This is a genomic window from Vibrio sp. NH-7 (genome assembly GCF_053643215.1).
This window is the reverse complement of sequence record NZ_CM132187.1, coordinates 1,626,663-1,653,124: the sequence shown is the minus strand read 5'-3', so window position 1 is coordinate 1,653,124 and position 26,462 is coordinate 1,626,663. Positions and strand designations below refer to the sequence as shown.

Sequence of the window (26,462 nt, the reverse complement as noted above, 5' to 3'; positions counted from 1 at the left end):
TTAATAGTTAGATCGTGTTGGACTAGGAGGAAAACATGAAGGTACAAAGTTTATTGACCATTGGTTTGTTGTTGGTGGTTAATCCAGTGTTGGCTGATGAGGACGATATGGATGAAGCGACCAAGGTGAAGGTTGCTCCAGATTTTCAAGTCATGGACGAGGATAAAGACGGGGTCGTGTCGAAAGAAGAGTTTGATGCGTTTCGCTCAACGATGGACGACGGTGAAGAAGAGGAAGAGAGCTCATTAAGTGCCTTCGCTTCGTTTGATAAAGACAAAGATGGTTTTGTCAGCGAAGAAGAGTTAGCGGCTCACGCAAAATACTCAAACCCAGGTAATGGCACAGGCGCATTGCTTGATAACAAAAAGCAAAAGTCCAACGCCAATCGTAAAGAGAAAAAGGAAAAGCCCGACCGCAGCGATAGAGGAAAAAACAGCGATCGCGGCAATGGTGGTGGAAAAGATAAATAATCGTATTAAACACAACGCCCCAAATATGGGGCGTTGTGTTTATAGGTATCAGTCAATCAGACCATACTGAGATCCAAGGACATCGATAATCTCTTGCTTTGGATTATCACTTAGCTCAATTGGGCGACCTGTAATCTTTTCTGCGATCCCTGTGTATGTGCGGGAAATATCCATAAGCGCTTCAAGAGGCAATGCGTTTTCGCGCGCCAGTGCTTCACGTTCAGGCATACGTTCTTTGTTAAGAAGGATATCTGGTTCAGGGAAGTGGTTAAGCAAAAATTGTCTGAATCCTTCTTTTGAATTCTCGACAATATTACCGGCTTGATACTCCTTTTCATCCCAAATACGGGATGAATCTGGCGTACCGACTTCATCCATGTAGATCAGTTTTTCGTTGCCTGCAGCATCGTGAACGTAGCCAAACTCAAATTTTGTATCGACAAAGATTTGGTCCACTTTGGCCAGTGCATCACTGATGACGCCAAACCCTTCGCGGAGCAACTTCTCGTAGAGTGCTATATCCTCTGGTTTGGAAAAGTTGAAGGCAGCAAAGTTGTCTTCGATATTTTTACGAGTGATGTTGACATCATCGGCTTCTGGAACGTCTGGGATACCTTTAAGAATGCCTTTGGTTGAAGGAGTCATCAGCAAGTCAGGGAGTGCTTTATCGCGCTCGAGCCCCTCTGGAAGTTCAATGCCACAGAACTCACGCTCACCCTTTTCATAGGCACGCCACATCGAGCCCGTGATGTATTTGCGACAAATCGCTTCGATCATAATTGGTTTGGCTTTTTGAACGATCCAAACTAGCGGATGAGGGATATCAAGAATGTGACTATCGGCGAGTCCATTTTCTTTAAATAGGCTAAACCAGTGATTAGAGATCGCATTCAAGGCAGCGCCTTTTCCTGGGACACCTTGCAATCCACCCTCTGCATGCCAAATGCAGTCAAACGCCGATATGCGGTCACTGATAACCATGATGGCTAAAGGCGCATCAGGGGCAACATCGTAGCCTTTTTCTTGAATAAGGCGTTGGCTGTCTTCTTCAGTTAACCAATATACAGAGCGTACTTTTCCGCTATGAACTGGCTTATTTGTGCGAATTGGAAGATCGTCATTTACGGCGAGAACTTGATCGGCGAGACTCATTTAGACATTCCTATCTTTGTCAAAAATGGGTGAAAGACGTAATTTGCTTTCGATTTGCAGTGCATAATACCAGAACTTAGCGAGGCTTCCAGATAAAAAGCAAACGTTTGCTTAATTTTTTAACGGCGCAATGGCGATGTGATAAAAAGAAAAAGCCCCTCACAAAGGGAGGGGACAAAGACAGTGTAAATGTTGAGCTTATTAGTGGTACTGTAATGATCTGCCCTCAACAAAAAAGACCGCACACTGGAATTGGTTAGCGAGGTCAGTAAGTAACGCTTGATCTAATTCTGAAATTTGGTTGGACGCGACAACGGCACTTGCGTTACCCGACTGAATGGCTTTGGTCACAATCTCTACCTCTGACTGAGTTTGAGATGCTCTCATCTGGATGATCTTTTTACAGCTGACATTGTATGAAGCGAACTGTTCGTAGTCGGGACGTGGACATTCAGCAGTAAACAAAATCCATTGCTTTTGGTGCGATAGGCTCGCTAAGCGGTAAAGAACGGTGTCATCGATGTTCATCGGCTGGGTAGGTTGAGCGAGAACATTGAATTTAGAAACCGAGCGACTTGTTGGTTGAAACTGAATCATAACACTGTCCTTTCATACATGCTGTATGTGTATACAGTAGTTTGTTTGCTGGAAGTGATCAAGACTTTTTGTTGTCTTTTTAATCGAAAAATAGAAGCTCTTGAGCGAGAATAAAAGTTAAGTTATTGAATTTAAATGATTACCTTTATTTTCTTGCAAGTGATCTAAGTATGAGAAACTGTGAGTGAACGCACATGGCTTTATACAGTACTGTGGAGAAAGTACTGTATAAAGCCAGAGAGGTTGTTTGTTGGAAATGGCCCCTAAGTGTCAAGATATTCTGAACCAGCTTGGTATCTTGTCATCTTCATGCTGAGGCTTTGTGGTTTGGGGCGCTAATTTCGACTGGTTCTAATTTCGCGCTTTCTAGGGGTTAAAAAAGCGCTCAGGATAATCACTAAAAATACCATCTAGATTGCTAAGGCGCTTTAAGCGATTTGGGTTGTTTACTGTGTAGCACCAGACTTTATAGCCGAGCTTTTGCAGAGATGAAATCTGTTGTTTGCTTGTCCAGAGGTGGTTGAGATTGCAACCAACGGCTTGAACCTCTTCTAGAAGAAGTCGATCTTTTCTCTTCAATCTTTCTGACAAAACGGCAATGGCGTGGGTGGGAAACTGCTTTCTAAGCTGGCGAACGACATCGTGGTTAAAACTCGAAAACAGAATCGCCTCTTTTGGCAGCTCAATGCCTTTGAGGGTGTGCGCAAGGAGGTCGACAACGTGTTCAGGGTCATGGTGATCGATTTTCACTTCAAGGTTTAACTTGATGCGGTGCCGATTGGCAATGTCGAGCAACTCACTCAAGGTCAATATTGTTTGCGGAGAACATTCAGGATAACGATGGGCAAAATTAAGCTGGCGTAGTTCGCTTAAGGTCAGTGTATCAACTCGACCTTTCCCATTACTGCATCGATCAACTGTGTGATCATGGCAAACCACAAGAACATCATCTTTGCTTGGTTGGATATCGACTTCTATCCAGTTGAGGCCGAGCTCTATCGCAGCTTCAATACTCACTCGGGTGTTTTCAGGGTAATGACCGGCAATGCCTCGGTGTCCGACTATATTCATTTGCTTAACACAATCAAAAAATAATGAGCGGTTAGATTAGCGCTAAAGAGTGGTTGTCACTACAAAAATCTGAGACTATCGCCAAACAACAAAACAATAAAAAATAACGAAGAGATTTGATTTTGAACGCTGAACGTAAAGCTGCTTGGATACTTATTGCCACAACGATGTTGGCAGGTCTGGGCTGGATATTTTCCAAAGAAACCATTCAAGGCTTACCGCCTTTCGGTTTTATAGGTCTTCGCTTTTTGGTTGCTTCGGTTTGTTTACTGCCATTGTGTTTTCGGGCATTTCGACGCTTGAGTCGCGTTCAGCTAGCACAAGCCATTGGTGGGGGCGGTATTCTCGCTCTGGCACTTTTGGCTTGGGTCCACGCTATCTCTATAAGCGAAACCCTTGGAGAAGGGGCGTTTATTGTCAGTTTGTCGATGATCATTGTGCCAATTGTGGCTTGGGCACTGTTTAAAGAGCGGCCAAAGCGTGCATTTTGGTTTGCGATGCCAATTGCCATCGCTGGATTGGCGTTTCTTTCGTTGCAAGGAGGCTGGAATAGCTCGCCCGGGCAAATTTGGTTTCTTGCCAATGCGTGTTTGTTAGCACTTCATTTCAATATTAATAGCAAGCTAGCGCAAAAGCTTCCAATCTTACTGCTTACGTGTATACAGCTATTTGTGACGGGCTTGATTGCCTTGGTGATGTCACTTCTGCTTGAGGAGCCGCCAGTCAGTGTCGATTCGTCAATCTGGGGGTGGTTTGCAGCCAGCGCGGTTCTGGCCACCAGTCTAAGATACGTGATGCAGACACTTGGCCAGAAGGGATGTAACCCAGGCAACGCGGCGCTCATCATGTTGTTAGAACCCATTTGGACGGTGATATTAAGTATCCTCTGGTACGGCGAGCAACTTTCAACCAACAAACTGATTGGGTGCAGCTTGATCTTATTTGCTCTTCTATTTTATCGCACCGATGGCAGGCTTTTCAGAGTTCGCCGCTAGCAATAGTCTAAGTTTCTAGTGAGATCCTTCATTACTTATTTAGAAGGTAAAATTAAATTGCTATAATTGATGTGATTATTAGTAATTTGTCGTAAGAAACACAGGGATGAACGCATGAAAATTGGAGTAATTGGTGCTGGTGCCGTTGGGGTGGGGGTGTGCAACTACCTTCTGACGATAGGCAGTGTGAGTGAGCTGGTATTGCTTGATAAAAATCTTGAACGTGCCGAAGGTGAAGTGTTTGATTTTCGCCACACCTCAGCGCTGACGTTTTCAAAGAATACTCACTTAGTGCCAACCGATGATTATTTGAACCTGATTGGCGCGGACATTGTGGTGATTACCGCAGGCGCACAAATCCAACAGGGTCAGACTCGAATCGATTTGGCTGAGGTCAATAGCCGAATTGGTGTTGAAATTGCCAGAGAAGTCGAGCGAGTAGCGCCAAACGCCATTTTGATCGTCGTATCGAACCCTTGCGATATTGTGGCGCATTTTATCGCGACAAATACCAAGTTTCCTCGCTCTAAAGTGATCAGTAGCGGTTGTGTGATTGATACTGCGCGCTTAATGACCATAGTAGCAAATCGAGTCAACTTAGACCCTAAAAACGTGTTTGGTTATGTGTTGGGTGAGCATGGAAGTAACTGCTTTACGCCTAAAAGTTTGATTTCAATCGCTGGGCAGCCTGCAGACTACTATTGTGATACTCACCATATCGATCGAATTTGCGCGGATGAGTTATTAGAGTCTGTAAAGCAAGCTGGCTATGAAATATTTAAACGTAAACAAAATACCACTCACGGTATTGCGGCCAGTGTGTTTAGAATTATCCAAGCGATAATGATTAACGAACGCTCAGTATTACCTGTGGCGACTCTTCTTGATGGGCAGTATGGTATTAAGGATGTTGTTCTAAGCCTACCAACCGTGGTTGGTAAGAATGGGGCGGAATCTGTCTTGAGCCATCCATTTACCGAAGAAGAACAGCAGACATTGAAACAAATAGCGCAAAACTTGGATGCCGTTGTGGCTGAAGTTGCCGAAAAAACGGGGCTTCTAAAGTCGTAGCAAATTCACACCTTAGAGTTTTTGCTCTTTCCATTTCTTGAGGACTCGCTAAATTAACAAATGTAAATAACTTGTTAATAATTGCGAATGATACTCCACACTCTCAAAGGCTATATACAAACTCTGTATATAGCCGAATATCCCGATAAATTGATGCTGCTCGATGGCGCAAGCCGAGCGGATGTTGATGATATAACGCAGTTCATCACCCTGAAGTTAAAAAGACCAATCACCGATCTTAAAGTCGTGGTGATTACCCATATGCACCCTGACCATGCTGGTGGAGCGAATCTACTGCGGGCGCGCACGGGGTGTACACTGGTGTCGGCGGACCGCCCTAATCAGTGGTATTCGGGGCTAGATGGTTTCATTATGCACCTAACGGATATTGCATTGGCCATGTGGGTGGCTAAGCGCAAGAATCAGCCGAAGAGAAACCTTTGGTATAGTCGCCATTTACATCCTCAGGTAAGGGTTGGAGAGGGCGATGTTATACCCGGATTTGAAGATTGGCGGGTAATGGAAACACCAGGTCACACCGATAGAGACTTGTCACTGTACCACTGCGAACAAGACCTGCTTTATGTGGCGGATTTAATTGTTGAAGTTAAGCAGCGTTTGATCTCTCCCTTTCCGATATTCCACCCGAATCAGTACCGAGCTCCAGTAAAAAGGGTATTTGAAATGGCTCCGAAGCGTCTACTTGCGGCGCATGGAGGGGAGGTGACCTTTGATAAGGAAACCTATCGATACCTGATCGAAACCACCCCTCGCACGCCGTCCACGCATTGGCGCGTCACTAAAATTCAATTGAGAAGTTTATTCACCGCACTTTGGTCACTCGGCCGAGCGAAACGGAAAAATCAATGACTCGGTGTTAAACCCTGCTTGTTCGGCAATGCGAAGATATTTATTCAGCTTGTAATCTGGAATGGTGCTGCTGCGAGATAGAATCCAGAAATACTCGTTGTTATAGCCAGAAACCAGCGCAGTTGAGTAATCCGGCTCTAGATAAAAGACAACATAGCTGCTGTAAAACGGCCCAAAAAAGGAAACTTTTAAATGACCGACATCAGTGTCTTGGACAAACTTCGCTTTGCCGATGGCTTCATTCCAGATTTGATCTTTCTCGCTCCAACCTCGGTTGATGACTTTAATAGTGCCATCGTCGTTAAACGAATAGTTTGCCGAGACATTTGTCAGCCCACGTTCAAAGCTGTGGTCAAGCCTAGCGATTTCATACCATATGCCGAGGTAACGATTGGCATCAAAATCAGAGACGGGCTTTACCCGCTCAGGAATTGCCGTACAGCCGTGGAGAAATATAAGTGCAATGAATAGAATGATTCTTTTCATATTTATCAGCCAGTTAACATAGATATCAGTAACTTTAGCTCTGTTGGGTGTGAAGATCTAGCAAAGTCTTATCGCGACTCATTTGCTTCGAGGATTTGCAGGCAATAAAAAAGAGAAGCTGAGCTTCTCTTCGTCGGAAGGTTGAATCTTACGCGATTCACAGTGCACTATTTTTGTTCTAAACAAGCGAATTCAGCACGCCACAGTAACGAGTTAGATGACTCCATGTTGGCCAAGATCTCCTTCCCGGATAGTTGGGGGAAAGCGTGCATCACCTTCGCATCGTCTTCGCGATTTGATCTTGCATAAGCCCTAACATGAGTGAAAGTGCCAGATAAATTACTAGACAGCATAGAGCGTGAAAGGCAGATCCCAAATATGTCCCTTTTCATTTCGATTCCCTCAAAAAAGCAGCGATTATAGAGTGTTATTTTTTGCTGCGTAGCCAAATACGTTGCGCGCGTCTGCGCTGCTTAATAATTATACAAGAGGATTGCGTAAATAGCGCAAAAAATGAACATAAAAAAGATTGATCGTAATCAATAAACGATGAGTTTCTGCTCGTAGGTTTGGTGTGTCATCTGGGTAATTCATTTTAGTTATAAAAATGGCTAAAACCAATAAATCATATACACACTTCATTCACAATTTCGCTACGACAAACTCGGACAGACTCGGCAACAGTGATAGCCTATAGGCGAGTTAAGGAGAGGCTATGAAATGGAGCAGTATCAGCTTTCGTAAGCGAATGTTGATTATCATGACGCTGTCTGGATTGATCGAGTTACTATTGCTCGTGGCAGCGGGCTTTATCTATGTGAAGCATTCTCAGGAAGAAGAGATGGGAATGAAAGCGCTAGGTTTGGCCTCTTTTTTGTCGAAATCCCAATATGTGATTGATGCAATCGAAACGGGTGTGACACCGGAGCAACAGCAGCGATTTAGGAACCTGACTCAGCTTGTCGGTGCGGCGTTCATTGTGATCGGTGACGAGAATGGCGTTCGGCTCGTTCATCCTGTTGATGAGCGCATTGGTTTACCGATGAAAGGCGGTGACAACAAGCGCGCATTAGTGGATGGTGAGGCATACATTTCTACTGCTAAAGGATCATTGGGCTACTCTGTGAGGGGAAAAGCAGCAGTATTTGATTCTCACGGAAACATTATTGGGGTGGTATCTGTTGGCTATTTGCTAGATAGACTTCAAGATCGAATCGAACCCTTCTTGCTTTATCTCATTTTGATGGCGCTTGCCGTCGTTGCCGCTAATGCGATTGTGTCGAGCTACGCCTCTCGACGTTTTCAAAAAGCCATTCTAGGTTTTGAGCCAGAAGAGATAGGGCGTTTGTATGTTGAGCTTGACGTCACGTTGGAAACATTAAAAGAAGGAATACTGAGTATTGACGGTGATGGTCGACTCCGGTCGATAAACCGTAGTGCTTGTCAGATCCTGAACATTAATAAAGCGGAGTCTATCAACAAGCCATTGAGTGAAGTACTCCCTGATAGCGACTTGCAATCGGTTCTTCAAACGGCGCGAACCGACCACGATATCAACCTCTATTTAAACCAAAAAAGGCTAATTGCGAACCGCAGTCCAATCATCGTTGATGGAAAAGTGGTCGGTGCGGTTTCAAGTTTCCGACTCAAAGATGATTTGACCGAATTGACCGAGCAGCTCGCAAAGACCAAAGAATACGCAGACCTATTGCGCTCTCAGACACATGAGCATCGTAACAAACTCAACACCATCAGTGGCATGGTTCAAATGGGAGAACTCGAAGCTGTTCAACACTTAATTGGTCAAGAAACCGCCCATTATCAAGCGATTATCGAGTTTTTGCGTGAAACCATTAAAGAGCCACTCATTGCGGGTATGTTACTCGGAAAGACAGAGAGAGCGAGAGAGCTTGGCCTCGAGCTGATGGTTGAAGAGGGCTCAAGGCTGCTTCCTTTGCCGGATCGAATTAACGCCGAAGATGTTGTGACTATTTTGGGTAACTTAATCGACAATGCTTTTGATGCCTCGAGAGAAGCGATGGCCAAAGACTCCGCGTTTAACGCCGTTAGGCGCAAGGTTGAAGTTTCCATCAGTGATTATGGCAATGAAATCATTTTGGAAGTGTTGGATCGTGGATGCGGTTTACCTGAGACTATGACACCAGAATCACTGGTTGAGAGAGGAGTCTCTACCAAAGATCAGGAAACCCGAGGCGTCGGCTTGTATTTAGTTAATGAGTTGGCGATGCGCTATCGAGGCGAGCTGGAAATGGTCAATAATAAGGATAATGGAGCACGAATGACGGTGTATTTACCGAAGGAAGATGTGGTATGAGCAAGCAAACAAAGGTGATGATCATCGAAGATGATATTGCCATAGCGCAATTGCATCAAAAGTACTTGGAGCAAATTGGTGGTTATGAAGTGATCGGTATTTGTACCACTAAGATGGAAGCCAATATTCAACTCGAGATATTGCAACCTGATCTGATTATGCTCGATGTTCATCTTCCTGATGGTTCAGGTTTAGAGATCCTCAATGAGCTGCGCAGCAAAAGTCTTCAATGTGATGTAATTTTGATTACCGCCGCAAGAGATGTGGATACGCTGCAAATGGCAATGCGCGGTGGCGTGGTTGATTACTTACTTAAGCCCGTTATGTTTCCGCGATTGGAGGCGGCCCTAGCTAAGTACGTCGAGCAAAAACAGCAACTGACGCGTGCTTCTGATTTAGACCAAACAATCGTTGATAAAATGCTGCAATCCACCAGTATTCACGAACCTTCCGTCAACCGACTGCCTAAAGGAATCGATGGCGTCACCTTGGATAAAATAAAAGCGTTATTCCAAGAGCCGATAAGCTTAACGGCCGATGAAGCTGGCGAGAGAATCGGTGCCAGTCGAACAACGGCGCGCCGTTATCTGGAGTATTTAATTAGCACTGGAGAGCTAGAAGCCGATCTGAACTATGGTTCAGTAGGCCGTCCAGAGAGAAGTTACCGAAGATCTCAATAAGAAGAGCCATTCCTCACTCTCACCTAGACGTTTCAGATATCGACCTCTAAAGTTGAAGAGTGGCTCGTGTCAGTTTATTCGCTCAATAGGGCGGACACTATAAGATGGAGCGTTGCACTCAACAGCTTCACGTATTGAACGCTATTTTGATTAGTTGCCACGTGACGTTGTCACTTTTGGTTAGGAGTTTGACAAGATAAGTTAACTAAAATAATTCCAGCCGCTTAGGAGGGTGTATGAGAGTTTTAATTCTATTCCTTTTGTTCGTTGCTCAAATGGTCGCTGCGAACCAAGAGATAAAACTCAGTTTGCCCTCACAATTGGATGGCGGTCACTCCTTTTACCATGAGTTATTGTATGAGTCGCTAACCGATCTCGGTCATAAAGTGTCGATCTCAAGCCCTAGTGAGCATATTCCTCAGAAACGCGTGGTTAAAATGGTTGAGAGTGGAGCGCTCACCCTCACTTGGTTACTACCCACACCAGATCGAGACGAAAGATTCGTTGTGGTACCTGTGCCGTTAACCAACGGAATGATTGGCAAGCGGATCTTACTCATCCCTCCTCAATTACAATCACAATTTGATGCAGTAAATAGCCTCGATGAACTGCAACGCTCGGGGTTAGTGGCGGGACTTGGTATTAACTGGTTTGATGTCGCAGTGTGGAAGACTAATCAACTCCCGGTTTATCTCGCCGATGGTGAGTGGCGCTCTCTTTATAGGCTGATTTCTTCGGATGGAAAAGTGAACTACTTTCCAAGGGGACTTAATGAGATCGTGTCAGAGGCGGAGCTTAACCCTCATTTGGCGATTGAGCAGCGTCTAATGCTGCAATATGATCGAGATTTTTATTTCTATTTGTCACCGCAAGCAAAAGAATACCAGCCCATCATAGAGCGTGCGCTTCGGAAAGCGAAAAGTTCTGGGCTGCTCGATAAGATCATCACTAAGCATTGGGGACGAACGTTTCAAGTCGTAGACCCAGCCAAGCGTGTCGTTATTCGACTCACCACCCCGAACGCCAAATCGCAAAATAACTAGCCGGATCTTGCTGTAAGCGTATAAAATCTAATAATAAACCTTTAGACATGTTTTAAGCGGTGAGTCTTCGATGGAAAGTGTTTTTATTGTTGTTGCTATCTTGGTGATCTTTTTCTTTGTTGTGCAGCAGCGATACCTTAAGCAAGATGAGTTAAAAGACAGTGCTTACAAAAAGAAAGGACCTTTGCTCAATATGCAAGAGTCTGCCTTTTATAACGCTTTGGTTACCGCGGTCGGTCAACATGGCGTCGTGTTAGCCAAGGTCAACATGAGCAATGCCATCGCACCTTTGGCAACCAATAAGAAAGAATGGTTTATTGCAAACAATCGCATCGCAAAGAGCTACTTTGACTTCGTCGTTTGTGACCCACGTACCTTGCATCCGAGAGTAGTGATCGAACTCGATAACGGCAAAGAGCTGGATAAAGGGAAGGTCGAACGACAAAAGCTCTTGATGCACGTTTGTAAGTCTGCTGGGGTGCCTTTGATTGGGGCGAGTATTAAGCACAGCTATCAAGTTGGACGACTAAGACGCTTACTGGCGGCACATATTGATCTGATTGAGCCAGAAAAAGAAGTTCGATTTTGTAAGCGCTGCGGTAGCCCAATGGTGATCAAAATTGCTAGCCAAGGTGAACACAAAGGGCGTCGTTTCTTTACGTGTAGCCGTCAGCCTCATTGTACCTATACGGAAAACTATAATGTGGTCTTTGATGAAGAGGCATCATAGAGCCTTCAAGATAAGAATAGACTGACACTCATTAACCGCGCGCTCCCAGGAAAGCAATTTTCCCAAGCGCTTATCACATCAAGCAAGGGTTAAGAGGTTGATGTTTAGGATCAGTGACTAAGAGCTGGCTGAGGTCACTGCCTCTTGACTTACCATCACTTGATTTCGACCATTTTTCTTCGCTTTGTATAGCTCTTTGTCGGCCTCTTTTAGCACAGACTCCAAGCTATCGAAGTGGTGGCACTCATAGACACCAATACTCACGGTGAGTTTAATGGGGGCTTCGGCACCACTGAAAGAGTATTGCTCGATGGCTTGGCGAATGAGCTCTGCTTTGTATTTAGCGTGCTGTAGGTTTGAGTTGTGCAGTGCGATACAAAACTCCTCCCCACCTATGCGATAGACTAAATGCTCATCGCATAATGCATCCAGCAACGCTGCGGTTTCAACTAAGACTTTATCGCCGACATCATGCCCATATTGGTCATTTACTTGCTTAAAATAATCCAAATCTAATATCAAAAGAGATAACGGAACTTTTGCACTTTCATTGTGATAGCGGTTGAAATTGTGCACTAGTGCATGACGATTGTAGACACCTGTAAGAGAGTCCCGTGAAGCAAGCTGCCCTAATGACGCTTCAGAGGTTTTTCGTTTCACTTCCAGAATGTGGGAAGTAAGCCAAATACAACAAAAGGTCAGGGCGAAATTGATCGCTAAATGAGCACTATCAACAAAACTGCATTCAATGATTTTGTAGCTAACCGTCATTAGAACGGTCAAAAAACCCGCTCCGGTCGCGAGCGTTCCTTTGCGCCTCCCCAATATGAGATAGAACAAGACAGGGAACAAGCAAGCCCAAGTGAACAAGCCATAGGATAAGGGGTAGACGAAGGTCGCATAGGTGACTAGAGATATCAGCGTGAACACATAACTCACCGTTAACGGTGCGCCTGAAGAGTGTTGGTAGGTGTTGTAACTAACAAACAGCGAGATAAGGCTAAACGTCGCTAAAGGCCATATTTGAATCGGTTCTGCACCGTCTAAAAAGTTGAAAATGCTAAAAATTGCAGACATACAGGCAAGCATAAGGCTTAACCAAAAAAGGACAGCCCGACGTAAATGTCGAGAAGGATGAAATATATCTAGCTCCATGTCCTTACTTCCTGCATTAATATGCTCTATAGCGAATATCAGACCATAGTATGCTTTTAGTTGCGGGAATCAAGATTGTATCGGGCTCAAGATCACATAATTAAAACGAGAATCGTTGCTTTTGTGAACAGACTAGTCCAAAAGTACTGTTGTTGAATAGCTATGCATTTAACTCAAAGGTAATTTATTTTGAAATATAAAAGAATTCTCTTCGGGTTGGTTCTTTACCGTATGAATGCGTAGGAAAACAAAGGGGAAAGCATGCTGAACAAATCGCCAGCATGCTATTGAGGAGGTTACTCGTAGTCTGAAGCGTAAGTTTCTTCATATGAGTGCGAGTAAAACTCAAACAAGTTGCCAAATGGGTCTTCTAGATACACCATTTGCGCTTGTTTTAGCTCATCTTCTGGATGGTAACGCATAATATCCATGCGAACCTTACCGCCAAACTCTTCAACGCGTTTAATCGCCGTTGCAAATTGTTCTTTTGATACTTGTAGACAGAAATGGAAGATACCTAAGCGAGAGAAATCTACGTCGTGACGCTCTTGACGTTCTTTCATTTCGAATAGTTCAACACCAATACCGTCTGAAGTCACAAGGTGAGCGATGTTAAAGCCTTGAAAGCCTTCTCCGAATACAGCGATACACATGCGGCCGATTGCAGTTTCACGTTCTTCAATCACTTTGGTGTTGTTCATAACAATACGAAGACCGAGTGCTTTGGTGTAAAACTCGACCGCTTTGTCCATGTCGCCAACCATGATGCCTACGTGATTCATTTTCATAATATGCTCCAAAATTCGTTGTGTGTTTCGTTTCAATGGAGAGAAGTGTAGGGTGAGCGTTGGTTAAATAAAAATTATTGATAATTATTATTTTAATAAATTCTGGTTATCAGAAAGGGTGGTTGCAAACAGGAAATTAGTAAGGCGTGCTTTGTCAAAAACATCGTTATAGAGTTCGAGACATTTCACAAAATGGAACTGGCCGTCCTAAAATGAAAAGTAATTACAAAATATAAGTGGTTATTTTGTGTTCCTACCCCTTTAGAGTAGTTTAATTTTGTAATTGATTTACATCATGTATTAATTATTTTTCATAATTAACAATGCGCTCAGATAAGAACCTAACCCTTAGGAAGTAATATGAGCAAGTTGAAGCTGGTCGTTATTGGTAACGGTATGGTAGGGCACCGTTACATTGAAGACTTAGTCGAGAAAGCGGACGCATCTCAGTATGAGATCACTGTTTTTTGTGAAGAACCACGTGTCGCTTATGACCGTGTCCACCTTTCTTCTTACTTTTCTCACCACACTGCGGACGAGTTATCTCTAGTTAAAGAAGGTTTCTACGGGAAGCATGGTGTGAATATGTTGATTGGCGAGCGTGCCATTAACGTAAACCGTGAGAAACGTATCGTTCATTCGAGCACAGGTCGTGAAGTCCAATACGACAAGCTGATTATGGCAACTGGCTCCTTCCCATTTGTTCCACCTATCAAGGGACGTGAAAGCAAAGACTGTTTTGTTTACCGTACTATCGAAGATCTCAAAGCGATCGAAGCGTGTGCGAAGAAGAGCAAAGTCGGCGTGGTTATCGGTGGCGGCCTACTTGGTCTTGAAGCAGCGGGTGCATTGAAAGCGCTGGGCGTTGAAACGCACGTGGTGGAGTTCGCACCGAAGCTGATGGCTGAACAGCTAGACCAAGCGGGCGGCAACCAACTACGCCAAAAAATCGAGAGCATGGGTGTTAAGGTTCACACAAGCAAAAACACACTAGAAATCGCTCCTGAGGGCAAAGATGCGCGCAATGTTATGCGTTTTGCTGACGGTACTGAACTAGAGACAGATTTCATCGTGTTCTCTGCAGGTATCCGTCCACAAGATAAGCTGGCTCGTGACATGCAGTTGGATGTTGCCCCACGTGGTGGTATCGCCATTAACGATTTCTGTCAGACATCTGATGAGAACATTTATGCGATTGGCGAGTGTGCGTCTTGGAATGAAACCTTTTACGGTCTAGTCGCTCCTGGTTACAAGATGGCGACTGTTGCTGTTGACCACATTGTGGGTAACGACAGCAAGTTCGAAGGTGCTGACATGTCGGCAAAACTTAAGCTTCTTGGCGTAAAAGTTGGCTCAATTGGTGATGCTAATGGTCGCACTCCTGGTTGTAAGAGCTACGTTTACCAGAACGAAGAGCAGGAAGTATATAAACGCTTAATCGTGTCTGAAGATAATAAGAAGCTTCTTGGTGCGGTAATGGTCGGTGATACCTCTGATTACGGCGATCTTCTGCAGCTAATGCTTAACGAAATCGACCTACCAGAACACCCAGACGCATTGATTCTACCAGCTCACGCAGGCGCAGAAAAACCAACGCTAGGTGCAGATGCTCTGCCTGATTCTGCGGTTATCTGTTCTTGTTTTGACGTAACGAAAGGCAAAATTGCGGAAGCGGTTGCACAAGGTCACCACACGATTGGCGACATCAAAGCAGTGACGGGCGCAGGTGCTGGTTGTGGTGGTTGTATTCCTCTTGTCACATCAGTGCTAAACGCTGAACTTGAAAAAGCAGGCGTTGAAGTAAAAGCAGACGTTTGTGAGCACTTTGCTTACTCTCGCCAAGAGCTTTTCCACCTAGTACGCATTGGTGAAATCAAATCGTTTGAAGAATTGTTAGAGAAACACGGTAAAGGTTACGGCTGTGAAGTGTGTAAACCACTAGCAGGCTCTATCCTAGCGTCTTGCTGGGGTGACCACATCCTCAAGCCATCTCTGGTTAAACTGCACGATACCAACGATAACTTCCTAGGTAACATGCAAAAAGATGGTACGTACTCTGTTATTCCACGTATGGCTGGTGGTGAAGTCACGCCACAAGCACTTGCAGCACTTGCAGATGTAGCCGCTGAATACAACCTGTACACCAAGATCACAGGCGCTCAACGTATCGGCTTATTTGGTGCGCAGAAAGATGACCTTCCTGCAATCTGGAAGAAACTAATCGAAGCGGGCTACGAAACGGGTCAGGCTTATGCAAAAGCACTGCGTATGGCGAAAACCTGTGTCGGATCTACTTGGTGTCGTTACGGCGTTCAAGATTCAGTTGGCCTTGGCGTGATGATCGAGAACCGTTACAAAGGCATTCGTACTCCTCATAAGATGAAGTTCGGTGTGTCTGGTTGTACTCGTGAGTGTGCAGAGGCGCAAGGTAAAGATTTGGGCATCATCGCAACCGACGCGGGTTGGAACATGTACGTGTGTGGTAACGGCGGTATGAAACCTCGCCATGCAACGTTGCTCGCCGGTGACCTGGACCAAGAAACCCTCATCAAATACATCGACCGATTCATGATGTTCTACATCCGCACGGCAGCGCCACTACAGCGCACATCAGTATGGTTTGAAAACCTAGAGGGCGGCATTGATTACCTACGTGAAGTGATCATCGAAGACAAGTTAGGAATTAATGACCAACTTGAAACAGACGTAGCGAAATTGGTTGAAGAGTATCGCTGTGAGTGGACTGACACGATTAACGATGAAACTCAGCTGAAGCGCTTTGCGCACTTTGTTAACTCTGATGAGCGCGATGACAACGTTAAGTTTGTCACGGATGGTCGTAGTCAGCATCGCCCTGCAACATTCACTGAAAAACACTCTGAAGCCATTGTTAAGAAGCATCAGGGCGACATCATCCACGTTGAGACAGTTTAAGGGGAGACAACATCATGGCATTTACAAAAGTTTGCAACATTGAAGACATCATCCCAGGCACTGGTGTAGTGGCACTGTTTGAGGGGGAGCAAGTGGCTATCTTCCGCCCACGAGCAACGGAAGAAGTCTTTGCAATCAACAATATGGACCCATTTTTTCAGTCAAATGTACTGTCTCGTGGCCTGATTGTTGAGCACGATGAGCAATTATGGGTAGCAAGCCCACTTAAGAAGCAACGCTTTAACCTAGCAACAGGTGCATGTATGGAAGATGAGCGCATGAGCGTGAAATCGTACAAAGCACGTGTTGCAAAGGGCAAAGTGGAGATAGCGGCTTAATCAAGTGTTAAGCGAGATCTAATAGCTTAAAGGTTCGTTGGGGAACAGAGGAACAGCGAGCCTTTCACTATTCGATTTTAACTTTTTACTTTCAATTTTGAATAAGGACACATTCATGTCTACAGACTTTAAACCTGCTGAATTCGTGCAAACTATGATCAACGTTGGCGAAGCAAAGACGAAAACGAGCACTCGTGATCTGCTTCTTCGCGGCACAATGGCGGGTATCATCTTATCGCTTGCTGTTGTGGTTGCGATTACCACAATCGTCCAAACTGGTGTGGGCGTCGTTGGTGCGTTGGTCTTCCCAGTTGGATTCGTCATTCTTTCTGTGATGGGTTATGACTTGGTAACTGGTGTCTTTGGTCTCGCGCCACTGGCTAAATTTGAAGGTCGTCCGGGTATTACTTGGAATCGTATCTTCCGTTGTTGGGGCCTTGTTGGTCTAGGTAACCTTATCGGTTCTCTAATCGTAGCTTACCTAGTGGCAATCTCTCTAACGGGTAACTTCTCTCTAGAACTAAACGCAGTTGCGAAGAAATTCATCGCTGTCTCTACCGCACGTAGCCTTGGTTTTGAAAACATGGGTATGGACGGATGGATTACCTGTTTCGTACGTGGCATCTTCTGTAACCTGATGGTTTGTCTAGGTGTGATTGGTAACATGACAGCACGCACGGTAGCTGGCCGTGTTGCAATGATGTGGTTCCCAATCTTCATCTTCTTTGCACTCGTGTTCGAGCACACAGTGGTAAACATGTTCCTATTCCCGCTAGGCATGATTCTTGGCGCGGACTTTGGTATTGCGACTTGGTTGAACTTTAACCTAATCCCAACAATCCTAGGTAACATTGTGGGTGGTCTGATTATGACTTGTATCCCGCTTTACCTGACTCACGCGAAAACAGCACCTTCTCTAAATGATGAAGAGAATGTGAACGCAAAACCTGTGCTAGCAAAATAGTGATGTAAAGACCTCACGCTTCAACGTGAGGTCTTGTTTCTTTCTCGAGTTTCACTCTGTTTGAATATAAACAGTCTTTATTCTGCCGCTTCGCGCGAGTATGACTCTTTATATCCAAATTTATTAATAGGCATCGACATGAGCGTGACGACAAACTCTCAAATCAACCAAGGCTTCGTATCACTCGTTGGAGCTGGGCCAGGCGATCCAGACCTACTAACAGTGAAAGGCTATCGAGTCATTCAACAGGCCGATGTTGTTGTGTATGACCGACTGGTGTCTGCGGAAATCCTCGCGCTAGCAAACTGTGCTGCGGAAATGATTTATGTGGGTAAAAAGTTAGATTTTCACTGCGTCCCGCAAGATCAGATTAACCAACTGTTAGTAGAGAAAGCACAAGAAGGTAAGCGAGTCGTACGTTTAAAAGGTGGAGACTCGTTCATCTTTGGGCGAGGCGGGGAAGAGTTGGAAGAACTTGCACAGCATGGAATATCGTTTGAGGTGGTACCGGGTATTACCGCTGCCGCGGGTGCTACAGCGTACGCGGGGATCCCACTCACTCACCGAGACCATGCGCAAAGCGTTCAGTTTATTACGGGCCATGTACAAAAAGACGGTCGCGAGATTGAGTGGCACTCATTAGCGCAATCGAACAATACACTTGTGTTCTATATGGGCCTTAAGCAAAGCGGCTATATTACTGAGAAGTTACTCGAAACAGGTTTAGACGCTGAGATCTCTTGCGCCATCATTGAAAATGGCACTCGTCGAGAGCAACGTGTATTTACCGGCCCACTAAAAGATTTGCCGGATATGACGAAAGAGGCCGTTAGCCCAGCGCTGATTGTGGTTGGCAGTGTCACCTCGCTACACGACAAGCTGAATTGGTTTAACTAACCATGAGCTTAGCGGCATATCGGGCTAAAAAATCGATGACCAAATGGGTTAGCTTACTGAAAACATCAAGCGGTTCTGTTACAGTCTCGGCGTTGCAGTAAGGGTAATCTAATCATGGAAAAAATCGCTATTTTCGTCGATGTGCAAAACATCTACTACACCACCAGAGATAAATATCGCGCAAACTTTGACTACAACGAGTTTTGGTACCTTGCAACTGAAGGGAAAGAGGTCGTGGAGGCGAAAGCCTACGCCATTGCTTCAACGGATCCAAAGCAAAGGCAGTTTCACCACATCTTGAGAGGGATTGGGTTCGATGTGAAGTTGAAGCCTTATATCCAGCGTTCAGATGGCAGTACCAAAGGGGATTGGGATGTTGGTATCGCGTTGGATGTGTATGAGGCCGCAAACAAGGTCGACCGCGTGATTCTGTTGTCAGGAGATGGCGATTTTGAAATCTTGGTTGAGCGCATTCAGCAACGATTTGGAACCAAGGTGGATGTATACTCTGTTCCTGGCCTTACCGCACAAGCCTTGATAGACGTGTGCGATAAACATATTCCGATTGAAGAGAACTTATTGCTCAGAAGAGTCGGCTGAGGTTGACTCTTGCTCGCTGAGCTCGGTTGAAGTTTGTTCAGTGTTGTCTTCTGATTCAAGTTTTGCACGCTCAGCTTTGGAGATATAGCGAGGCTTATTGCTTTTATGTAGCTTCGCGTTTTTCTTCTTAAGTTTCGCCTTCAAGATACTGTTGATCTTCTTTTTACGATTCATGGCTTCTGGTCTGCTGTCTAAATGTGGCGCGCATCATACCGAACTTACCACTAAACCACAAAAGATAACGTTACAGAGCGGGTTGCAAAACGTGCGGTGTGGCAAATGCTCGATTAAAATCTTTTACCGGTAACGGGCGACTGATCAGGTACCCTTGCCCGTATTCGCAGCCCAATTGTTCAAGTAACAAACATTGGTGTTCGGTCTCGATTCCCTCAGCGACGCTTTGCATTTTCATACTTTTCGCGATAGATAGAATCGCTTCAATCAGAGATGTATTGTTGTTCTCTGGAGATAAACAAAAGATGAAAGAGCGATCTATTTTAACGCCATCAAACTGGTACTCTTGCAAATAACTTAGCGATGAATAACCGGTACCAAAATCGTCGAGCCAAATTTTGATCCCCAAGTCGCGGATTCCCGCCAACACTTTTTTGATGCGCTCACTGTCAGAAAGCAGCAGCGTTTCAGTGACCTCAACGTGAAATGCGCTAGCAGGGAGATGAAATTCGCTGAGTACTTGCTGAAAAATTCCCACCAAATCTTGTCGATGCAACTGCCTTGGCGATAGGTTTAATGCGATGTAAAACCCTTGACCATATTGGCTTCTCCATTCTGCCGCTTGCTTAGCGGCCAGTCGAATCAGGTACTCGCCGAGCTGAAGAATAAAGTCTGTAGACTCTGCGACGGGTATGAACTTATCTGGGCCAATATAACCTTGTGTTGGGTGATTCCAGCGGACAAGCGCTTCGGCACCCACAATGCGTCGTGTCTCGGTATGAAACTTAGGTTGATACCAGAGCTCGAACTGGGATAAGTCATCCATTGCTTTGCGCAGCTCTCGTTCAATATACAAGCGTTCTTCAATCGATTTGTCCATTTCGCGTGTGTAAATGCTGTAAGCGTTCTTACCTTTTTGCTTTTGCTCAAACATGGCCAACTCAGCATGTCGACACAGCAGATCCGCGGCGTTGCCAAAGTCGGGATAACACGCGACCCCAATGCTGGCACTGCATGCGAGCTTGTAGCGCTCATGTTCAATCGGCTCTGTGACTGTGGTTAATACGGCGTTGGCTATAGAAGTGATTCGAGTATCACGCGAGTAAGGCACCATCAGCATAAACTCGTCACCGCCGACTCGTGAGAGGATCACCGAATCGCTAAGTGTCGTTTCGGCAAGTCGACGCAAGCGAGTAGAGACATGCTGAATTACATCATCACCGATATGGTGACCGTAATTGTCGTTAATGAATTTGAAATCGTCGAGGTCAATAAACAACACCGCGAGTAATTCGTGTTGCTCGGTCGCGATAGCTTCGTCAAGCAATTGAGTGAAACGCAGTCGATTGGGTAACCCAGTGAGTTGGTCATGAAATGCGAGATGCTGGATATGATCTGTGTGGCGAGTGACGGAGTGCTGCATCTCGTTGAAGGCGTCGACTAGGCGATTGAGTTCTTTGTAAGGGGCGGAATTCTCAATAGGTTTGAAACGACCTGACTTGGTTTGCTGGAGCTGCTTGATGATCTGAGTGATGGGGTTAGCAAATGAGTTTGCGACGCTGTAAGCCATCGCGACGCCGCACACAAGCCCAATGGCGGAAAACACAATTTGCCAATGACGCATTCGCTGGCTGTCTTGCTCGCCAAGCGTATCGATGTGCTCAGCGCTGTTTTTGAGTTCAGCAATCAAGCTGTGTTTATTTAGCTCCAAATAGAGAACGCCAATAGAATTCCCCGGCTCGGAAATAGGGGAAGCGACCAAAAAACGCCCCTCGTCATGTCTTGTAACGGTACTTTGAGTGGCGAGTACCTGTTTGATCATATCTGGATGAGCGTTAGGCAAACCATATCGAACAATGTCTGGTGTACCATCGTGAAAAATCAATCCTTCTTTGTCGACGATCTGAATCGTTTCCACATTGGGTTGGCTTAGGTTGGTTTGCAACAGGTGCAACGCTTCCGAAACATTGTAGTGATAAAGAGGGTTGAAGGTTTGCTGGCTAAGGGTCTGAGCCAGCGAGATCGCTTGTTGCTCAACTTTTTTCTGTAACGTCTGTTCGACGCTTTGGGTAATCTTGTCTAGGTTCTGCTGCGATTGTTGCTCATAAGCAACCGTGTAAAGGATAAAATTAAGCGCACAAACTAGAGCGACAACGCAAGCTGATGAGAACATCAGGTGTCCTTTGAATCCGATGTTCTTCATTACTTACTTTTGTTCCTCAAACTGGCTTAAAAGCTGTTCCGCTTCGTCGAGTAGTTTTTCTGCATTACTATCTATAACGGAAAATCTCTTGGTTTCTTGATAGCTTTGCAGCACTTTTTTCCCCATGTCAGATTGATCTAAATTGAGTAAAACGGATCTGAGCTTTTCCGCTACCGCTGGGTCCAGTTTCGAAGAGACACTGATGATAGAGCGAGGGTAATGACCTGTTTGAGCGAACATGTGCAAGCGCTGTTTGAGTGCTGCCGGGGTGTCTTTGGGGTTTGTCCAGTTTGATGAGCTGTAAGCGATGGCATCGACTTTACCCTTAGCCGCCCACATACTCATGTTGACCTCATTGGTTTCCCTTAGCCGGTCATCAAAAAAGAAATAGCCGATTTTATCACTGTCAGGTTGTTGTTGCGCTGAGGTTATGTGCTGTACTTCAAGCCCTTGATTGAGCAAGGTCACCATAGGAAGAAAATACCCGCTGGTGGAATTGCGGTCTTCAAAACCAATGACTTTGCCTTGAAGTTCGGATAAGTCGTTATAACGCTGACGGTTGTTGGCGACAAAAACAGAGCTATAGCTGGCTTCGCCTTTCTTCCATCTCACCAAAAAGGGCTGAGCTTGCGCTTTATTCTTCAGCAACAGCGCGGGATAAATGGTTGAACTAATCAGATCGATGCGACCAGATTGTAAGTCTGAGGCAAGTTCGTCTATAGAAGAGTAGACGTGAACTTGTGCGCCCTCAAATCCAGAATCAGCCAACTGTTTTGCAACATACGAGAATAGCGGGTAGCTGTCTTTGATGCGCTTGTTTGGCTTCGAGGAGATGACACCATAATTGAGAGTTCGTGCCGATGTGTTTTGTTCCGCATGTATTGGATGGGAGAATCCCACGCAAGTGCATACTAGTATCAGAGCGACTGCTTTTGAACTGATGGCCATCTACGTTTTACCTCTTTCATGGTACGCTATACTTTTTATCATGACGCGAGGTCAATTGGAAGTTTATAGGTCAGCTATTAACAAAGACAAAAACTATAATTTGCTAATTATGCGGCAAGCAACACGATTATCTGGCAATAAGTTTGATAATAATCAACTCGTTTCTCAATAACGGGACATAAGTTTCACTCAATACACAAGTGTTTAAAATGGCGTTAAATGAACAATGGGTCTATTTTCGTAGCTGCAGTTTTGCCACACGCTTACTCAATGTGTAGATGCGTTTGAGTGCTTCAACCCATTCCATTTGAATACGGAAAATATCCAAACGTTGCTCAGTCGCTTGTGAGAGTCGCTCAGCTTGAAGCTCCAATATTGACTCCAATAATACGTTGATCTCCCGTTTTGCGCTCAGCACACTCTCGGCCAATTGACGATCACCACGTCGGGTGGCATTCACACTATCCAATAACGCTTGGTTCACTCTTGCATGGGTTCGATCTAGCGTTTTTCTCGTTTCGGGGCTTGCCGTGAGATTGGCGTCGAGGGTCTTATAGCTTAACGGGAGCATGGAGTTAACGACTAAGTCTGCCACGCTCTCGAGTTGGTCGGTAATACTCACCAGTTTGATTTGCAAGCGACTTTCCTCTTTGGTCAGAGGGGACTGGCGCAACTTTCCTAAGTACGCGAGGATTTTGGCGTGGAGTATGTCGACTTCATCTTCAACTTTTTCGATCTCTCTTAAAGCTTGTCGAATGGATTCTTTGCTTTGTTCATTGTGGACAGGGGTGGCTAATGGGGGGAGTTGATTCACCATGTTAGCAACACGTCGCCCTAATCGGCCAATTTCAAGGTGAGTTTGTTCAAGAGCGATATCGGGGGTCGCCAAATATTCAGGTTTGATGTATTTGAGTTCGACTTTCTGCTGCTCTTTGTTAGTCGCAGTATGCGGCACGAGCTTTTTAACGGCGGTGACAAAGAAAGTGCTTAACGGCAGCATGATTAAGGTGTTAGCCACATTAAATAAGGTATTGGCGTTGGCGATTTGGCGCGGTGTTTCCGCTGCCAAGCGCTCCATACCGGTTAAGTCGACGTAACTTGGTGAGATGGAAGTGGACGCAAAGGCGATAATGCTGATTGCGGGTAGCCATATCAATACCCCCGCGAGATTAAAGATAAGGTGAATTGCAGACGTCTGTTTTGCTTCGGTACTTTTGCCAATTGCGGCCAATAATGCGGTCACACAAGTACCAATGTTCGCTCCCATGGCCATGGCAATACCGGACTCGAGCGAGATAAATCCTTGGCTTGCAAGTACGATCACAATCCCTGTTGTGGCAGACGAAGACTGAACCAGAGCAGTAAAGGAAGCGGCGAGAAGAATGGCAAAGATGGGGTTATCCATTTTGGCCATAAAATCAATAAAGGGCTGAAACACGCGAAGTGGTGACATCGCTTCGCTCATCAGGTTCATGCCTAAAAACAGTAGGCCAAGACCAAACAGGATGTTGCCATAGTTTTTGTTTTGTTGCTGCTTAGACGCCATTTCAACAGCAAAACCGATCGCTATCATCGCCATGGCTGCTTTTGTCACTTTGAACGCGATGATCTGAGCGGTGACAGTGGTACCGATGTTAGCGCCCATGATGACGCCAACCGCTTGATTCAACGACATGAGACCGGCACTTACAAATCCCACTACCAGTACCGTTGTGACGGATGAGGATTGGATTACCGCAGTCAAACCGGCTCCGGTGGCGACAGAGCTGAGCCGCGTTTTGGTTAACGTCCCGAGTACTTGCTTCATCTTGCTGCCAGCGGTGCGTTTTAAAGCATCTGACATCTTCTCCATCCCATAGAGAAACATAGCCAAACCGCCAAAGAGGCCCATTGACATGGAAAGGTAGTCGAGTTGGCTCTCTGAAGTCTCCGCCAGAGCGCATGGTGAAGCGAGTAAGATAAAGAATAGAAGGGCAGTCTGCATAGCGATACTTATTATTGTTTTTTATAAGTATAGGAGAAATTTACTAAAACAGAGGAGAGGTTAACTGCTTGAAATAAAGAGGGAAGAGGTCGGAATGCAAAAAAGCCACACCTTGGTATGGCTTAAGACAATAACAAAAAGTTAGTGACTGCTTAAAGTCGTGGACTTGAGAAGGTTTATCACAGTGTAAACTGTAATCCAACCGTCACTGCTGTCTCTGGCTTTAGGCGTTTTGCGTATTCCATGCCGATCGTGAATCCAAAAACTGAGCCAAATTGAAAGACGTTGTTGATTCGATAGGTATCCTTCGCGATTTCAAAGAAGTCGTGCTGGTATGTGGCGTCAATCAGCCAATGTTGTGCGACTTGGGCTCTTAGACCGCCCTTGCAGTAGGCTGCTTGCTCAGAATGTGATGACGTTTTATCTGTATCGGCATAGTAGTTAATAACACCGCAAGATAAAGGCATTCTAGCAACAGGAGAGATCGGGGTGTTAAATCCAGCACCAACTTTCCAAGAATCGATAGAAGAACTGAAGCGGGTAATGAAGTCTGCGTTACCTTCCAAGAAAACCGTGTCGGTGACACTCAATCCAAGGTCAAGGTATAAGCCACCATAAGTTTTGCTCTCGTCATTGACGTATTTATTATCTGAGTAGGGTTCAAAGGCCCCTTTTCTAAGGTGGGCATGTTTATAGCCAAATCCAATGTGGGACATTTGAGCAACTATGTTGCTATCAGCGATTGTTGCAAATGAAGTCAGCGAAAGAAGGGGCAGTAAAAAGAGTGATTTTTTGAGCATAATAAACGTTTTATGTCGATTCGGAACCGCCCAACTTTATGCTCATATCTATGTAAGGTCGATGAAAGTTTCGTAAGCCTGTGTAAGTGATACACAACTTACAAATACAACAAAGCCCGCTAAAAAGCGGGCTTTGTGTTTCGTTCACTGGGAACTAAATTTGGTGGGTCCGGGCGAACTCGAATCGCCGACCCCTACCATGTCAAGGTAGTACTCTAACCAACTGAGCTACGGACCCAAATTTAATGTTCGGCATACTTTGGTTTTAGTATGACTTTAAGGAGTGGTGGGTCCGGGCGAACTCGAATCGCCGACCCCTACCATGTCAAGGTAGTACTCTAACCAACTGAGCTACGGACCCATTCCTTAAGAACGAGATGGATATTACCGAGAGTTATTCTCGCGTGCAAGAGCAAATTATTGGTTTTTCTACCGTTTGCTTTACATCTAATCAAAAAGCCTGTTTTTTATACGCTGTGGCCGAATAAATGTGCACTAAATCATGTTTTAATTTTTGTTTGAGGTGAGCTTATCTACCTCGTCCATCAAACATGACGATAATCGTGCGAGTAATAATATCAATATCCATCGCCAACCATGAGCGTATTGAGCGAAGCGAAAGGGCGTAGCTGTGGTCAAAGCCTACTTTTCTGCGTACATCGTCAATACAGGTATCATAGCCTTGGTTTACTTGAGCAAGTCCAGTAATACCTGGCATTACGCCATAGGTTCGATCAGCAAAGAAGGGGATCGCGTTTTCCAATTTGCTGTAGAAACTTGGGCGCTCTGGTCTTGGTCCAATCAACGACATTTCCCCACGAATCACGTTGAACAATTGTGGAATCTCATCAAGGCGTGTCTTTCTGAGGAAACGGCCCACAGGCGTAATGCGAGGGTCGTTTTCTGTCGCCCAAACGGCTCCGGTGCGCTGTTCCGCATCTTGATACATAGTGCGAAACTTGATGATTTCGAAGAACACCATTTTTTCTGGCGTCGATTTACCAACGCGCAGCTGTTTATAAAACACAGGGCCGGGGGACGAGAGCTTAATCGCGATAGCAATAAACGGCAGGATTGGTAAAAGCAGGATCAAAGCCACAACCGAGCCAGTAAGGTCAAACAGACGCTTTGCAAAGTAGATGCTCATTGGGGTAGTTAAAATACTCATCATAAACTC

26 protein-coding genes and 2 tRNA genes are annotated in these 26,462 nt (G+C 45.2%); 13 read left to right on the top strand and 15 right to left on the bottom strand.

The window, feature by feature from the left end; genetic code table 11:
- Nucleotides 1–35: 35 nt before the first annotated feature.
- The gene (locus ACUALS_RS07660; protein ID WP_005473779.1) at nt 36–470 is read left to right on the top strand and encodes an EF-hand domain-containing protein; all 435 of its coding nucleotides are present in this window, start codon (nt 36–38) and stop codon (nt 468–470) included.
- Nucleotides 471–518: 48 nt separating this feature from the next.
- Here the strand turns inward: ACUALS_RS07660 and ACUALS_RS07655 are convergent, their stop codons facing one another.
- From ACUALS_RS07655 to ACUALS_RS07645, 3 genes are all read right to left on the bottom strand, one after another.
- Nucleotides 519–1,622: a phosphoribosylaminoimidazolesuccinocarboxamide synthase gene (locus tag ACUALS_RS07655; RefSeq protein ID WP_005473847.1), complete on the bottom strand. Its 1,104-nt coding sequence runs from the start codon at nt 1,620–1,622 to the stop codon at nt 519–521.
- 201 nt (nt 1,623–1,823) lie between these two features.
- Nucleotides 1,824–2,219 (bottom strand): SulA-like leucine-rich domain-containing protein, encoded by a 396-nt coding sequence (locus ACUALS_RS07650; protein WP_454448079.1) that lies wholly within the window; start codon nt 2,217–2,219, stop codon nt 1,824–1,826.
- Between the two features lie 366 nt (nt 2,220–2,585).
- A complete protein-coding gene (locus tag ACUALS_RS07645) occupies nt 2,586–3,290 on the bottom strand; it encodes a glycerophosphodiester phosphodiesterase (protein ID WP_005473811.1) in 705 nt (234 codons plus the stop codon).
- Between the two features lie 122 nt (nt 3,291–3,412).
- Between ACUALS_RS07645 and ACUALS_RS07640 the strand changes: the two genes are divergently transcribed.
- From ACUALS_RS07640 to ACUALS_RS07630, 3 genes are all read left to right on the top strand, one after another.
- Entirely contained in the window at nt 3,413–4,285 is an 873-nt protein-coding gene (locus ACUALS_RS07640) for a DMT family transporter (protein ID WP_043887163.1), read from the top strand.
- A 114-nt stretch (nt 4,286–4,399) separates the two neighbouring features.
- A complete protein-coding gene (locus ACUALS_RS07635) occupies nt 4,400–5,356 on the top strand; it encodes a lactate/malate family dehydrogenase (protein WP_454448078.1) in 957 nt (318 codons plus the stop codon).
- An 87-nt stretch (nt 5,357–5,443) separates the two neighbouring features.
- Nucleotides 5,444–6,226: an MBL fold metallo-hydrolase gene (locus ACUALS_RS07630; RefSeq protein WP_454448077.1), complete on the top strand. Its 783-nt coding sequence runs from the start codon at nt 5,444–5,446 to the stop codon at nt 6,224–6,226.
- Here the strand turns inward: ACUALS_RS07630 and ACUALS_RS07625 are convergent.
- Nucleotides 6,194–6,712 (bottom strand): lipocalin family protein, encoded by a 519-nt coding sequence (locus ACUALS_RS07625; RefSeq protein WP_454448076.1) that lies wholly within the window; start codon nt 6,710–6,712, stop codon nt 6,194–6,196. The genes ACUALS_RS07630 and ACUALS_RS07625 overlap by 33 nt on opposite strands.
- Before the next feature lie 167 nt (nt 6,713–6,879).
- Nucleotides 6,880–7,104, bottom strand: coding sequence for a hypothetical protein (locus tag ACUALS_RS07620; RefSeq protein ID WP_038187030.1), 225 nt, complete (start codon nt 7,102–7,104; stop codon nt 6,880–6,882).
- Nucleotides 7,105–7,427: 323 nt separating this feature from the next.
- On the opposite strand from ACUALS_RS07620, the gene ACUALS_RS07615 reads away from it, so the two are divergent.
- The 4 genes from ACUALS_RS07615 to ACUALS_RS07600 all read left to right on the top strand — a co-directional run bounded on the left by ACUALS_RS07615 (nt 7,428) and on the right by ACUALS_RS07600 (nt 11,500).
- Entirely contained in the window at nt 7,428–9,047 is a 1,620-nt protein-coding gene (locus ACUALS_RS07615) for an ATP-binding protein (RefSeq protein WP_454448075.1), read from the top strand.
- On the top strand, nt 9,044–9,727 hold the full coding sequence (locus ACUALS_RS07610; protein WP_005473817.1) for a response regulator: 684 nt from the start codon (nt 9,044–9,046) through the stop codon (nt 9,725–9,727). The genes ACUALS_RS07615 and ACUALS_RS07610 overlap by 4 nt, the downstream gene beginning before the upstream one ends.
- A gap of 236 nt (nt 9,728–9,963) precedes the next feature.
- Nucleotides 9,964–10,770, top strand: coding sequence for a hypothetical protein (locus tag ACUALS_RS07605; protein ID WP_454448074.1), 807 nt, complete (start codon nt 9,964–9,966; stop codon nt 10,768–10,770).
- Between the two features lie 70 nt (nt 10,771–10,840).
- Nucleotides 10,841–11,500, top strand: coding sequence for a DUF2726 domain-containing protein (locus tag ACUALS_RS07600; RefSeq protein ID WP_005473818.1), 660 nt, complete (start codon nt 10,841–10,843; stop codon nt 11,498–11,500).
- Nucleotides 11,501–11,617: 117 nt separating this feature from the next.
- Here the strand turns inward: ACUALS_RS07600 and ACUALS_RS07595 are convergent, their stop codons facing one another.
- Both ACUALS_RS07595 and ACUALS_RS07590 read right to left on the bottom strand, forming a co-directional pair.
- Complete coding sequence (locus tag ACUALS_RS07595) at nt 11,618–12,655, bottom strand: GGDEF domain-containing protein (RefSeq protein ID WP_038187023.1); 1,038 nt, start codon at nt 12,653–12,655, stop codon at nt 11,618–11,620.
- Nucleotides 12,656–12,951: 296 nt separating this feature from the next.
- Nucleotides 12,952–13,443, bottom strand: a complete 492-nt coding sequence (locus ACUALS_RS07590) for a VOC family protein (RefSeq protein ID WP_454448073.1) — start codon at nt 13,441–13,443, stop codon at nt 12,952–12,954.
- 360 nt (nt 13,444–13,803) lie between these two features.
- On the opposite strand from ACUALS_RS07590, the gene nirB reads away from it, so the two are divergent.
- The 5 genes from nirB to ACUALS_RS07565 all read left to right on the top strand — a co-directional run bounded on the left by nirB (nt 13,804) and on the right by ACUALS_RS07565 (nt 19,176).
- Nucleotides 13,804–16,377: a nitrite reductase large subunit NirB gene (gene nirB, locus ACUALS_RS07585; RefSeq protein ID WP_454448072.1), complete on the top strand. Its 2,574-nt coding sequence runs from the start codon at nt 13,804–13,806 to the stop codon at nt 16,375–16,377.
- A 14-nt stretch (nt 16,378–16,391) separates the two neighbouring features.
- Nucleotides 16,392–16,715: a nitrite reductase small subunit NirD gene (gene nirD, locus ACUALS_RS07580; protein WP_005473845.1), complete on the top strand. Its 324-nt coding sequence runs from the start codon at nt 16,392–16,394 to the stop codon at nt 16,713–16,715.
- Between the two features lie 115 nt (nt 16,716–16,830).
- Entirely contained in the window at nt 16,831–17,679 is an 849-nt protein-coding gene (locus ACUALS_RS07575; RefSeq protein ID WP_038134501.1) for a formate/nitrite transporter family protein, read from the top strand.
- 138 nt (nt 17,680–17,817) lie between these two features.
- Nucleotides 17,818–18,576, top strand: a complete 759-nt coding sequence (cobA, locus tag ACUALS_RS07570; protein WP_454448071.1) for a uroporphyrinogen-III C-methyltransferase — start codon at nt 17,818–17,820, stop codon at nt 18,574–18,576.
- A gap of 114 nt (nt 18,577–18,690) precedes the next feature.
- On the top strand, nt 18,691–19,176 hold the full coding sequence (locus ACUALS_RS07565) for a LabA-like NYN domain-containing protein (protein WP_038134506.1): 486 nt from the start codon (nt 18,691–18,693) through the stop codon (nt 19,174–19,176).
- On the opposite strand, the gene ACUALS_RS07560 is transcribed toward ACUALS_RS07565, so the two are convergent.
- The 8 genes from ACUALS_RS07560 to ACUALS_RS07525 all read right to left on the bottom strand — a co-directional run bounded on the left by ACUALS_RS07560 (nt 19,153) and on the right by ACUALS_RS07525 (nt 26,453).
- Entirely contained in the window at nt 19,153–19,350 is a 198-nt protein-coding gene (locus ACUALS_RS07560; protein ID WP_039486018.1) for a DUF2986 domain-containing protein, read from the bottom strand. The two genes, ACUALS_RS07565 and ACUALS_RS07560, sit on opposite strands and share 24 nt — an antisense overlap.
- Nucleotides 19,351–19,420: 70 nt before the next feature.
- Complete coding sequence (locus tag ACUALS_RS07555; protein ID WP_454448070.1) at nt 19,421–21,553, bottom strand: EAL domain-containing protein; 2,133 nt, start codon at nt 21,551–21,553, stop codon at nt 19,421–19,423.
- A gap of 3 nt (nt 21,554–21,556) precedes the next feature.
- Nucleotides 21,557–22,501, bottom strand: a complete 945-nt coding sequence (locus ACUALS_RS07550) for a phosphate/phosphite/phosphonate ABC transporter substrate-binding protein (protein ID WP_223300374.1) — start codon at nt 22,499–22,501, stop codon at nt 21,557–21,559.
- Nucleotides 22,502–22,733: 232 nt separating this feature from the next.
- Nucleotides 22,734–24,485, bottom strand: a complete 1,752-nt coding sequence (locus tag ACUALS_RS07545; protein ID WP_454448069.1) for a Na/Pi cotransporter family protein — start codon at nt 24,483–24,485, stop codon at nt 22,734–22,736.
- Between the two features lie 179 nt (nt 24,486–24,664).
- Nucleotides 24,665–25,201 carry a hypothetical protein gene (locus ACUALS_RS07540; RefSeq protein ID WP_454448068.1) on the bottom strand — a complete coding sequence of 179 codons (537 nt, stop codon included), beginning with the start codon at nt 25,199–25,201 and terminating at the stop codon, nt 24,665–24,667.
- Nucleotides 25,202–25,446: 245 nt separating this feature from the next.
- A tRNA-Val gene (locus tag ACUALS_RS07535) sits at nt 25,447–25,523 on the bottom strand.
- A 46-nt stretch (nt 25,524–25,569) separates the two neighbouring features.
- Nucleotides 25,570–25,646: transfer RNA gene (locus ACUALS_RS07530), tRNA-Val, on the bottom strand.
- Between the two features lie 168 nt (nt 25,647–25,814).
- Nucleotides 25,815–26,453 (bottom strand): sugar transferase, encoded by a 639-nt coding sequence (locus tag ACUALS_RS07525; protein WP_039625799.1) that lies wholly within the window; start codon nt 26,451–26,453, stop codon nt 25,815–25,817.
- Between the last annotated feature and the right edge of the window lie 9 nt (nt 26,454–26,462).